Below are 12,397 nucleotides of genomic sequence, written 5' to 3'. Positions count from 1 at the left end.
GCTCTCCCTTCGGGGCACGGTCCGGATGCTTCCGCATCCTCCCTCTTCTCGCTCGCCGACCCACCTTCGCCCGCCCCGTTAAGCTCGCAGATTCATTTATCCCCTCGACGGAGGCGGGCTCCGGTGGGTGCCCGGCGAGTCGAGAGGGCCCCGAGAGGGAGACCGGCGGCGGAAGGGAGTCGCCTCCCGCCCCTTCTCCTCGAAGGATCACGCCGTCCGTCCGAGGAGGAGGCGGAGAGGATGGTTCCTCTTTCGGTTTCGGATTCTCTCCAATCAAAAGCGATGAGGTGTCCGGCACCCGGGAGCCCGCTCTCCGTGGTCCGTTGCAGAAAAGGCGAGGCCCGGGCGGAAAACCCGGGCCTCGCGGTCGATTTGCGATTTCGCCTCGATCAGCGGAGAAGGACCGCCTTGCGTGTCGCGGTCCGGTCCGCCGTTTCGACGCGGACGAAATAGACGCCGCTGGCGACGGCGCGCCCCCGGTCGTCCTCGCCCCGCCAGACGACGGCGTTCGCTCCCGCCGGAACGTTCCGGTCGGCGACCACGCGGACAAGGCGGCCGGTCACGTCGTATACGGCGACCCGCGCCCGACCGGGGCGGTTCGTCTCGAAGCGGATCGTCGCCGCCGGGTTGAAGGGGTTCGGCGCGACGGGAAGGAGACGAAGCGCCGCGGGCGCGGAAGCGCCGCCGCCGCTCACGCCGGTCGCCTCGTCCACGGCGTAGCCGAGAAGCTCGATGTCGTCGATGTTCCATCCGCAATATTGGGTCCCGTCGTTCGTCGGGCCGAGGGACCAACGGAGGTAGAGGGTGGCGCAGTCGTCCGCCCAGGGGGAAAGGTTCACCTCTTGAACGATCCAGTTGCAGTCGTTGATCCGGCCCGTGTTGCTCCAGACCTGATAGAAATTCACGCCGTCCCGGCTCACATCGATCGACACGTGGTCGTATTCCGGATAGTCCACGCCGAGCCATCGGTCGAAGCGGAGGAGAACGTCGAAGATGCCCGAGCAGTCGATCGGCGTCGAGGTGAGGTGGCGCTCCGCCTGCCTGTTCCGGTAGTCGCCTGTCAGGTTGAAGCCGAAGCAACTGTCGCCCGTGCTCGCACCCGTCGGGTCGGGGCATCCGGCATCGCCCCCCTCACCGGTCGGATAGCCGTAACCCCAGGGCCCGGCGGTGGTCCAGCCCGGGTTGACGTCGAGATCCCAAGAATGGACGACGGCCCTCTCGCCGATGCAGGCGGCGATGATGCGGGAGGCGTCGCCGATATGGTTGGTCTGATCTGTGAAACGGAGGACCGCCGCGTGGGCTCCCTCGGGGAGAAACGCCGAGCCGCCGTTCGGCGTCGTGGTCACGCGCGCCGTGTCGCCGGGAGCGAGGCTCCCGGAAAGATCACCGGTGAGGTCGAGCCAGCCCGGAGGGGAGACGAAACCGACCTCGTACTCGATCGTGTCGGCTCCCTGCACCACGAACCACCACTCATCCGGCGTCGCGGGGAGGGGTGATCCCTCATCCCCTTGATGGATGGCGCCGAACTCCGGCTCCACGTGGAGGCCGCGGTTCATCGCGTACCCCTTGATGCAGAAGTTGGCGGTTTCATCATCGCCGGTGAGATCGATCCAGGACCCGCCGCTCTTGTAAAAACTCTCTCCCGGGTCGGCGCGGGACTCGACGATGACGCGATAGTCGGCGCCGAGGAGAACCGGCACGCCGGAGGTCCTGTCGAAGGGATGCCCGCCCGTGGAGAGAGAGAGATAAACGTAGAAGTCGTCCCCTTCGGCGAGTTCCACCGGCGCGTCGAGATCGACGGAATGGAAGCCGGTCCGCGCGAAGAACCCCGTCGTGGAGGAGAGTTCGTCCAGGAGGACGCCCCCCTCGAAGCGGTCATAGATCCGGATCGTGTAGTCCACCGAGTCGGCGGCGGTGAAGAAACCGACCGCCGTCAGCGCCTCATCCCCCTCGGCGGTGAAGGCGTTGAACGCCTCGTCCGCGTCGGCTTTGGTGTCCCTCCAACCGTGGTAGTCGTGGTAATACACATGGTCGAAGGGCATGGGGACCACGTCCCGGAACTGGACCGCGCCCATCTGCGGGTCCTGACAGCAGGTCTTGTCGTAGTAGGAGATCCAGAAGAAACCGCTGAAGCCCCAATTCGCGCCCCAGCTGTTCTTGCAGAGCCACGCCCCGGGCGCCGGCGCCTGGGTCGCCTTGTCGTCGTCCCATCCGACGATGGTGACGGCGTGGTTCGGCTTGGTCGAATCGGACGGCGGCTGGTAGTGCACGTAGTTTTGGATGAAGCCTCCGCTGGAGCAGTAGGCGGTGCTGATCGCGCCGTGCGCCATCAACGCTTCCTTGATCTCGTCGATGCGGGAGAGATCGCTCTCGGCGACGAACCACTCGACGTGGCGCGGGAAGTAGTAGTGGTAGGAAAGAGCGTCCCGGTCCGGCGCCGAATCGTAGTACTGGGCGTCCACGTCGCGCACCGCTCCCTCGCCCCGCACGATATAGGCGGAGGAGACCCGGTAGTCGCCGCCTTGGTGCACCGTGAGCCCGCTCCCGTCCGGCGGGTCCAGGTCGTCGTTGTTGTGCTGGTTGAAGCCGTTCCACCAGTCCAGGTGATACTCGGCCAGGTTCGGTTCGCCGCTCTCTCCTGCGGCGGCCCACACGCCGCTCATCAGCAGGTTGCTCTCCAGGGAGCCCATCGTGCCATGGGTCCAGCAGGTTCCTCCCTGTTGCGAGCGAACGCCGGTCACGTAATTCTGGCCGCCGACGTCGCGCAGGTCGAAACTGCTCGGTGGGTCGGCGAAAACGGTGGAGGCCGAGAGCAACGGCAGGATGATCGCGATCGCGCACGCCGCGCGCCGGAACCGAGGAAGAGGCATGTTGTCTCCTTCACATAAAGTGTCCGGATCGGCGGGTGGGGGCTCGCGACAGGCGAGTCGCCGTCGGGACGGTCCGCACGGGAGGGCCGAAGCTATCTAGCTGATACTATAGCAGTTCCACGCGAAAAACACAAGGGGGCGCCCCGGCCGGCTCCCGCGGACGGGGGGGCGGCGACAGGGGATCAGACCGATTCCTCTTCCGGATCCGCGCCGGAGAGAAACCGGTAACCGATGCCGGGAATGGTGATCAGATAGTCGGGTGAGGTGGGATCGGTCTCGATCTTCCGTCGCAGCCTGTGAACAAGCTGCTTCAGTAAAAAGCGGTCGCCGGAGCCCCGATATCCCCAAACGTGGCTGGTGATTCGTTCCGTTGGAACGGCGTAGCCGGTGTTGGTGACGAGGAGCTGCAGAAGCCGGAACTCGAGGGGCGTCAGGGGTACGGGCTTGCCGCCGCGAATGCTCACCTGGCGGTTCTCCGTGTCGAGCGCGAAGTCCCCCGTGAGGAGGGGGGCGGGTTTCTCGATTCCGGTGCGCCGGAGAAGGGCTCGGATGCGGGCGAGCAGGGTCCGGGGACTGAAGGGCTTGGTCAAGTAATCGTCGGCGCCGTGATCGAGGGCCTGAACCAGATCCTCCTCCGCGGAGCGTACCGTCAGCATCATGACGGGGGTCGTGTTTTTCTTCTCGCGGATTTTGACGAGCACCTCCAGGCCGTTTAGGCCGGGAAGGTTGAAATCCAAGACGACCAGGTCCGGCATCTCCTCGTCGAAGACCTTCAGCGCGGCGGGGCCGTCGGCGGCCCGCACGACCATGTACCCCGCCTGCCGGAGGGCGAAGGAGATCAGGTTCAACAGCTCGAGATCGTCGTCAACGACCAGAATCTTCATCTGCGCCCTCCCGGGGGAGCACGACGGACATGCGCGTCCCCTTCTCGCGGCTCACCGCCTCGACGCGCCCGCCGTGACGCTCCAGAATGGAACGGACGATGTACAACCCGAGCCCCATCCCGCGCGGCTCCGGCTCTTCCGTCGGGGAACGGAGGAATCTCTGAAAGAGAGGTTCCACGGCTCCCGGAGGGAGACCGGGCCCTTCGTCCTCGACCCAAAGGCGCAGCTCCTTCTCTCCCACGGACCCGCCGATTCCGATGGTCGTTTCGGGGGGGGCGAACTTGTTGGCGTTCGCCAGGAGGTTCACGAAAACCTGCACCAGCCGCGGCGCGTCTCCGACCACCGGGGGGAGAGGATAGGGGAGATCGACGTGGAGGGATTGCCGCTGGAGTTCCAGTAGGGGGGATACCATCTCGATCGCCTCCTCCACGACCTCGTCCAGGGCGATCGGCCGCCGCCGGAGCTTGTCCTCTCCCGCCTCGATCCGCGAACTCTCCAGCAGGTTGTCGATCAGGTGGGATAGCCGCAGGGTGCCTCGCTCGATGGAGAGGACCAGTTCCCGCACTTCCTCCGTTTGCAGATCGGGCAGCTTGTCCCGGAGGAGTTCGAGAGACGCCAACTGGGCGGTGAGTGGGGTCCGAAACTCGTGCGAGATGTTGGCGAGCACCGCGTCACGGAGCCTGCGCGCGGACTCTTCCTCCGTCTCTTCCCGCATGACCTGGAACTGGTGCAGCTCCCGGACGTCGCCGTCGTAGTGCGCGCCGGAGGGGGCGCTCGTGATGACGACGGCCCGATAGGTGCCGTCGGGGCGGCGGAGGTACTCGGTCGCCTGAGCCCGCCCGCGGAAACGGGCGTGCAGGATGGGACAGCTTTCGTCGCAGGGACGAACGCCGGATTGTCCGCGCGGCCTCAGGATGTCGCCGCAGAACCGGCCGATCCCGAAATCCGGTTCGATGTCGAGGAGCGCGGCGGCCTGCGGATTCATGTAGCGTATCCGCCGCTCCCGGTCCACCTCGAAGACCCCCTCCGCGATGCCGGTCAGGATCGCCTCGCTTTCGTTCCGGCGTTTGCAGAGGTCGTTGGTGAGGGCGAGGACGCGCTCCCGCATCTCCTCCATGGTGTTCGCCAACACGTCGATCTCGGGGCCGGAGACCCGGGGAACCGGTGAGAGGAGGTCTCCCCGGCCGATCCGGGAAGCCGCCGCGGTGAGCGTCCCGATCGGTCCGGCGATGCGCCGCGCCAGAACACGGGAGAGGACCGCCGCGAGCAGACCCGTGACGAAGGTGAGCACAAGAAGTCCACGGATCAACTTTTTGAGCGGCGCCGCGACCGATTCCATCGGAATGGCGGCCTCCACGATGCCCGCGATCCCGCCCGTCCGGTCCGGAAGGGGAACGGCGGCGTAATAGATCCGGTCCTCGTCCAGTCGGGCCGATGTGTTTCCGTTTCCGCCGAGCGCGCGGTGGCGGAGAGATTGCATGAGTCCGTACCCGTGGTTCTCCACGTCGCGGCGGGAGAGAATCGACACGGGGAGGGCCACCTTCTCTCCCGTTTCGCGCGCGTACTCTTCGTCGAGAACGATGACGGCCATTACCGACGCCCCGGGCGTTTCCTCCGCCGGTGAACGGGCGAACAAAATCATCGGCCCCTCTTCGGGAGTGAGAACCCGCCAGTCCGATCCGCCGTCGCTCCCCGCGCCCGAAAAGGCGGGGAAACCATCGGTCGAAACGAACCGGTCTCCGTAGCGCACCGCGCAGTCGGTGAACTCGCTCGTGTTCCGGAAGTCGGCGAGAAACACCGCCAGTTCCCCGTCGTCCCCCGAGCGGAGCAGCCGGTTGAGTGTGGGGCGTTTCGCGAGAAGCTTCACCGAGGAGAGAAGGCGGTCGCCCCCGCGTTCGATCGCGGAGAGGGCTCCGCCGGCCGCCGCCTCCGTCTGGGCGACCGCCCTGTCGTCGGCCAGGCGCCGCAGGAGGGAGACGCCCGCCCCGCCCACGACGACCATCGCGGCCAGCAGCATCCCCATGTGGATCAACAGGAGGATCGTGCCCAGTTTCAGTCGGCGCATGGTCTTCCCCCTTCGCCGGGCCGGAAGGACACCGTCATCGTCCCTCGCCCTTTCCGCCCGCCTTCCACTCGACAAGCCCCTTGAGGACGAGGGTGATCAGCGCCAGCACGGTGAGGAGCGACGCGACGGCGAAGGCGGCGGCGAATTGGTACTCATTGTATAGCATCTCCACGTGCAGGGGGACGGTCGTCGTAAGGCCCCGGATATGTCCCGAGACGACCGAGACGGCGCCGAATTCTCCCACCGCCCGGGCGCTGCACAGGATGATTCCATAGAAAAGGCCCCAGCGGATCTTCGGTAGGCTGACCCTGAGAAAGGTCTGCAGCCCGCCGGCGCCGAGGGTCAACGCGGCCTCCTCCTCCTCGACCCCCTGGGAGCGCATGAGCGGGATGAGTTCCCGCGCCACGAGGGGAGAGGTCACGAAAGCGGTCGCCAACACGATCCCCGGGAGCGCGAAGATGATCTTGAGGCCGTGATCCTGCAGCCACGGCCCGGCCAGCCCCTGCGCGCCGAAGAGGAGGACGAAGAGCATACCCGAGATGACCGGGGAGACGCTGAAGGGGAGATCGATGATCGTGACGAGCAGGTTCTTCCCCCGGAACTCGAACTTGGCGATGGCCCAGGCCGCCGCCGTCCCGAAGAGAAGATTGAGGGGGACCGTGATCGCCGCCGCGATCAGCGTGAGGCGGATTGCGGCGACGGCGACCGGCTCGATCACGGCCGCGGCGTAGGCGGCGGCGCCCGACTCGAACGCCTTGGCGAACACCAGAATCAACGGGATGAGGAGGAAGAGGGTGATGAAGGCGAGCGCGGCCGCGGTGAGAAGCCACCGCACCGGTCTCGGTTCGGTGAGGCTCGAGGGCCTCCCCGCGCCGCCCCTCCGGCGGCGGATCATTTCGGGATGGAACCGCCCCGCCTTCATCGGACCCTTACCTCCCGCCCGGAACGGAGCGATAAAAAGTTGATCGTAAGAAGGGTGACGAAGGAAGCGGCCAGGAAGAGAAGGGCGATGGCGGTGGCGCCGGCGTAATCATACTCCTCCAGCTTGATCATGATGAGGAGGGGGGTGATTTCGGTCTTCATCGGCATGTTCCCCGAGATGAAGATCACCGAGCCGTACTCGCCGAGCCCGCGGGCGAAGGCGAGGGTGAACCCGGTCACCACGGCGGGCAGAAGCTCGGGGAGCAGGAGTTTGCGGAAAGTCTGCAGCCGGCCGGCGCCCATGCTCGCCGCCGCTTCCTCCACCGTCGGGGGGAGCTCGCGGAGAACGGGTTGCACGGTTCGCACCACGAAGGGGAGGCCGACGAAAGTGAGCGCCACGACGATGCCGAACGGCGAGTAGGCGACCTGGATCCCCCCCCGTTCCAGAAGGCCGCCGATCCAGCCGTTTCCCGCGTAAAGGCTCGTGAGGGCGATCCCGGCGACGGCGGTGGGGAGCGCGAAGGGGAGATCCACCAGGCCGTCGACGAGGCGTTTGCCCGGGAATTCGTACCGCTCGAGCACCCAGGCGAGAAGCAGCCCGAAGACGGCGTTGATGCATGCGGCCGCGAGGGCGGCGGAGAAACTGAGGCGATACGCGGCGAGCGCCCGGGGGGACAACACCGTCCCCGCGAACTGCTCCCAGCTCATGGTCGCCGCTTTCAGAAAGAGGGTGCACAGGGGGATCAGCACGAGGAGTCCGATGTAGGACAAGGTGAACCCCATCGCCAAGCCGAACCCGGGCAGCACGCCTCGCCGCGTATTCCGCATCACCGCTCCGTTCCTAGCGACCTTCGGTGTAGATCTGATCGAACACGCCGCCTTCGGCGAAGTGGGCGGCCTGCGCCTTCTGCCAACCGCCGAACACGTCGTCGATGGAGAAGAGGGTCACCGAGGGAAAGCGGTCCGCGTATTTCGCGGCCACATCCTCGAGCCGGGGGCGGTAGTAGTGCTTCGCGGCGATCTCCTGCCCCACCGGCGAGTACAGATACTCCAGATAAGCCTGGGCGACATCGCGCGTGCCGCGCCGATCCACGACCTTGTCGATCACCGTTACCGGCGGCTCGGCCACGATGCTGAGCGAGGGGACGACGATCTCGAACAGGCCGGGTTTCAGATCGTTCACCACCAGGAGCGCCTCGTTCTCCCAGGCGATCAACACGTCGCCGATCTCCCTCTCCACGAAAGTGATCGTCGAGCCGCGCGCCCCCGTGTCGAGAACCGGCACGTTTTTGTAGATCCGCGTCACCAGTTCCCGGGCCGTCTCCTCGGTCCCGCCCGGCTTGCCCAGCGCGTAGCCCCAGGCGGCGAGATAGTTCCACCGGGCGCCTCCCGACGTTTTCGGATTCGGCGTAATCACCTTCACGCCGGGTCGGGCCAGATCATCCCAATCGCGGATGTTCTTCGGATTCCCCTTGCGGACCAGAAAGACCATGGTCGACGTGTAGGGCGCGCTGTTGTGGGGAAGCCGGCTCTGCCAATCCGGTGGCATCAGTCCCGTCGCGGCGATGGCGTCGATGTCATAGGCGAGGGCGAGGGTCACCACGTCCGCCTCGAGCCCGTCCATCACCGCCCGCGCTTGCTTGCCCGCCCCGCCGTGGGATTGATTGATGTGTATGGTGATTCCGGTCGTCTCGAACCAGTGCTCGATGAACGCCTCGTTGAAGTCCTGATAAAGCTCCCGCGTCGGATCGTAGGAGACATTCAGAAGGGTGAGGTCCTTGGCCCCGGCCGGGAGCGCGATCGCGACGGCCGCCGAGAGAGCGAAGAGAAGAGGGGCGATTTTCCGTGTGCGCATGCTTTTTCCTCCTTGCGGACCGAAGGTTCGCGCGCCTGCCGTCGGGTGGCCGGGATTCTTCCGGCCGCGCTTCGTCAGGGAAGCTCCGTGGAACGAACCAACAGAACAGGCAGATTCTCCAATCGTTTCAACAGGTCCGCCGACAATCCGGACATATGAATGCTGCCGTCCGGCCGCGGTATCGGCGTGCCGACGACCACGAGGTCGTATCCCTCCTCCTCCACGGCGGAGACGATCTCCTCCTCCGTCCTCCCTTCGCGCACCGCCGTCGAACCGGGGACGCCGAGAACGGCGAGAGTGCGTTCCCCGGCGGCCAGAAAGCGATCGCACTGCGAACGCTGGAGAGAGGAGCTTCCCTTGGGAAGGACGTGAAGAATCGTGGCGGACGCTCCCAGATGCCGCACGAGCCTTCCGGCGAAAAGGATGTCTTCCTTTCCGGGCTCGCCGACGGCCACGCAGACGAGAACCCGCCGGGGGAGCGGGCAGGGTCCGGGGATCAACAGCAGGTGATGGTCGCCGGAAGCCAGATAGTCCTCGACCCGTCCCAGGACCCCCTCCAGCGGGCGCCCGCAGATCACGAGGTCGTAGGGCTGGCGGTCCGTTTCGCGCCGGACCGCTTCCTCGCTCCGATCGGCGGAGGAGAGGATTTCGACCGCCGCGGGCCCGCTTCCCATCCGCTCTCGGATGTGGTCGAGGTGTTCGCCGATGCCGTCGTCCCCCGGCCCCAGGCCGAGGAGCGTCACGCGGGCGTGCGCGAGGCGGACGATCTGCTCGCCGAAGGCCACCGCCGCCTGGGCGTGCGGGGAGCGATCGGTCACCAGAAGCATGCTGAGGCCGGGGTGAAGCAGCGCGTGGATGCGGCGGACGCCGACCCAGGCGTCGTCGCCGGAGCGGAGGGGGTGCCGGTGGGCTTGATGCTGCGAGCGCGTCGCCTCCACCAGAATGTGATCGGCGCCGAAGGGGACGGACGGGGAGATGGTCCGCACGCCCGCGAGCGGGGGGAGGCGGAGGCGGATTTTCTCCACGGAACCGGCGAAGCCCACTTCGTCCACCCTCGCCTTCCCGAGGAGGGGCCATCCGAGCGCGTCGGGAGCGTCTTTCACCGCCACGTCCTCGGGACGGAAGAGAACCTGCACGCGCCTTTCGCCGCCCGTGGAGGTGATGTGGTCGTCCAAGGGGAAGCGAATCGTTCCCAGGCTGACGCTCGACGAGTCGCATCCGCCGACCATCAGGTTCGCCCGGCCGAGGAAGGTGGCGACGAATTCCGTTTGGGGATGAAGATACAGCTCCATGGGAGGGCCGACCTCCAGGAGCCTGCCGAAGTTCATGACCGCCGTCCGGTCCGCCAGCTCGAAAGCCTCCTCCTGATCGTGGGTGACGAAGATGGTGGTGACCCCGAGTTCGTTCTGGATGGTCCGGAGGGAGCGCCTCAGCTCGGCGCGGATCTTGGCGTCCAAGGCGCCGAAGGGTTCGTCGAGGAGGAGCACTTCGGGGCGGTGCGCCAACGCCCGGGCGAGGGCGACCCTCTGCTGCTGGCCGCCGGAGAGCTGGTGGGGATAGCGGTCCTCGAAACCGATGAGGCCGACGATCTCCAGAAGCTCGTCCCTCCTTTTCCGGCGCTCGGCGGCGCTCACTTTTCGGATGGCGAGAGGGAACTCGATGTTCGCCGCCACCGACATGTGGCGGAAGAGGGCGTAGTTTTGGAAGACCAATCCCACGCCCCGGCGCTGCGGCGGGAGGCGGGTCATGTCCCGGCCGTTGAGGAGCACGCGGCCTTCGTCGGTGTCGATCAGTCCGGCGATCATGCGGAGCACCGTGCTTTTCCCGCTTCCGCTCGGGCCGAGGAGCACGAAAAGCTCTCCGGCGGGCACCTCCAGGGAGACGTTGTTGACCACGCAGTGTCCCCCGAAGTATTTCGTGAGCCGATCCAAGAGAATGGACATAAAGCGCTCCCCGTTTCGGGCCGGTTCTATTTCGGCTACGGACGACGGCGGGCCCGCTTTGTCGCGTCGCGGGCCGGCTCTCCGCAGCCTCGCTCCGGCGCGGATCGGTTCCCGGAGGGCCGCCTGCGGAAGCCCCGCGGAGAATCCCCAACGCTCCGGCGGGCGTTTCGTGACCTCGGTTCAGTCTAGCCTGCGGGGGTTACATTGTCGGTCGAAGGGAGGTTCGATTCGTATAACCGGACCGGTTCGGACGGCGGAGAGAGAGAGGGCGGGGACGCGATCAGTCGACGTAACCGAGGGCCCGAAGCTTCTCGCGCGTCGCCGGGGCGAGGGGCTCTTCGCCGCCCCAAGGGCTGGGGCCGATCCGTTCGCGCAGGGCGCGCCGCATCGTCTCCCCCCGCTCCGATTCCCGGCGCGACAGATCGGTGGTTTCCCCCGGATCGGTCTCCAGATCGTAAAGCTCCTCCCAGCCGCTGAAATCGGTCACGTATTTCCAGCGGCCGTCCCGAACGCCGAAGAGCTTGCCCGTGAGGCCGGAGGCGCGGTGAGGGCGCATCGTCCCGCCGTCGCATCCGTCCGACTCGGAGAGGGCGAGGCGACCGGGCGCTTCGTCGCCGCGCAACGCGGGGAGAAGGCTCGCGCCGTCCCGCTCCTTCGGAAGATCGAGGCGGACGAAGTCGAGCACCGTGGGAAGAATGTCCACCGACTCCACCTGCCCGCCGACGACGAGGCCCCGCGGGAGGTCCGGGTGGCTGAGGAGGAGGGGGACGCGGATCTGGTCCTCGTATAGAAAATCGCCGTGGTCGAAGAGGTAGCCGTGATCGCCGAGGCTCTCGCCGTGGTCGGCGGTGAGAACGACGAGGGTGTTCTCGGGCGCGAGATTTTCCAGGCCGTCGAGGAGCCTCCCGATTTGATGATCCAGAAAGGCGATCTCGCCGTCGTACCGGTCGGCGAGCCATTTCCGCTCCTCCGGTCCGATCGGGAGGCGGTGCTTGATGACGTCGAGGAACTGATCCGCCCCGCCGGTAAGCGCGCCTCGACAGGGGCGTTCTTGGAAGAAGCTCTTGTAGGGGGGCGGCGGGTTGTAGAGGGAGTGGGGATCGATGAAGTGGATCCAGAGGAAGAAGGGACCTTCGTCCCGGGTCGAGAGCCAACCGAGCGCCGCGTCGGCGGTCTTCTCCGCCGTTCTCTGCCCATGTTCCCGCAGAAGAAATCGGTCCGGCGTGCGGTCGTTGAAGCGGTCGAAGCCGTCGCCGAAGCCGCTCGCCCGGTCGAGGACACAGCTGCTCGTGAACGCGGCGGTTCGATAGCCCGCCGATCCGAGGAGCGACTGCATCGTCGGACGGTTCGGGTCCGGATCGTATCCGTTTCTCCGGATGTCGTGGTGAACCGGATAGAGCCCGGTGAGGATCGAACGGATCGACGGGGCGGTTTCCGGGATGGCGACCAGGGCGTCGGCGAAGAGCACTCCTTCACGGGCGAAACGGTCGATGTGGGGGGTGATCCGGCGGGCGTGACCGTAGCAACCGACATGATCCGCCCGGAGGGTGTCCAGAGTGATCAGAACGACGGAGGGCCTGTCCCGTCCGGGGAGGCGCGAGCAGGCCGCGACGGCGGCGAAGAGGAGGACGACCCCGAGGCCGTTTCTTCGGTGCAAGATGAGTCGTGGCTCCTTTCTCGTGTACCATTATTCTACAGGATTCGCGCGGACCGGGTGGGCGCGAAAAATGGGGCGGACCCCGCGAGGCCCGCCCCGGTCGTATTCTCCCGCACGCGGCGTCAGCGGATGAGCGTCACCCGTTTCGATTCCGAGGAGCCGCCGCTCCGGAAGAGCGTGAAGTACAGCCCCGAGGAAACCG

8 protein-coding genes are annotated in these 12,397 nt (G+C 66.6%); all 8 read right to left on the bottom strand.

Annotated features, from left to right (window positions below; all coding sequences use genetic code 11):
* Positions 1 to 389 precede the first annotated feature (389 nt).
* The 8 genes from JW958_12345 to JW958_12310 all read right to left on the bottom strand — a co-directional run bounded on the left by JW958_12345 (position 390) and on the right by JW958_12310 (position 12,195).
* Entirely contained in the window at positions 390 to 2,870 is a 2,481-nt protein-coding gene (locus JW958_12345; GenBank protein ID MBN1827040.1) for a T9SS type A sorting domain-containing protein, read from the bottom strand.
* A 182-nt stretch (positions 2,871 to 3,052) separates the two neighbouring features.
* Positions 3,053 to 3,754: a response regulator transcription factor gene (locus tag JW958_12340; GenBank protein MBN1827039.1), complete on the bottom strand. Its 702-nt coding sequence runs from the start codon at positions 3,752 to 3,754 to the stop codon at positions 3,053 to 3,055.
* Positions 3,735 to 5,819: a HAMP domain-containing protein gene (locus JW958_12335; GenBank protein ID MBN1827038.1), complete on the bottom strand. Its 2,085-nt coding sequence runs from the start codon at positions 5,817 to 5,819 to the stop codon at positions 3,735 to 3,737. The genes JW958_12340 and JW958_12335 overlap by 20 nt, the downstream gene beginning before the upstream one ends.
* A 34-nt stretch (positions 5,820 to 5,853) precedes the next feature.
* Complete coding sequence (cysW, locus tag JW958_12330) at positions 5,854 to 6,741, bottom strand: sulfate ABC transporter permease subunit CysW (protein ID MBN1827037.1); 888 nt, start codon at positions 6,739 to 6,741, stop codon at positions 5,854 to 5,856.
* Positions 6,738 to 7,568, bottom strand: coding sequence for a sulfate ABC transporter permease subunit CysT (gene cysT / locus JW958_12325; GenBank protein MBN1827036.1), 831 nt, complete (start codon positions 7,566 to 7,568; stop codon positions 6,738 to 6,740). Before cysT ends, cysW begins: the two co-directional genes overlap by 4 nt.
* A gap of 13 nt (positions 7,569 to 7,581) precedes the next feature.
* Entirely contained in the window at positions 7,582 to 8,595 is a 1,014-nt protein-coding gene (locus JW958_12320) for a sulfate ABC transporter substrate-binding protein (GenBank protein ID MBN1827035.1), read from the bottom strand.
* 74 nt (positions 8,596 to 8,669) lie between these two features.
* Positions 8,670 to 10,538 (bottom strand): ATP-binding cassette domain-containing protein, encoded by a 1,869-nt coding sequence (locus JW958_12315; GenBank protein ID MBN1827034.1) that lies wholly within the window; start codon positions 10,536 to 10,538, stop codon positions 8,670 to 8,672.
* A gap of 280 nt (positions 10,539 to 10,818) precedes the next feature.
* Positions 10,819 to 12,195: a sulfatase gene (locus JW958_12310; protein ID MBN1827033.1), complete on the bottom strand. Its 1,377-nt coding sequence runs from the start codon at positions 12,193 to 12,195 to the stop codon at positions 10,819 to 10,821.
* Positions 12,196 to 12,397 lie beyond the last annotated feature (202 nt).

The organism is Candidatus Eisenbacteria bacterium (assembly GCA_016930695.1).
Lineage (GTDB): Bacteria > Orphanbacterota > Orphanbacteria > Orphanbacterales > Orphanbacteraceae > JAFGGD01.
The sequence above is the reverse complement of the archived record's forward strand: the minus strand, read 5'-3'. Positions and strand labels throughout refer to the sequence as shown.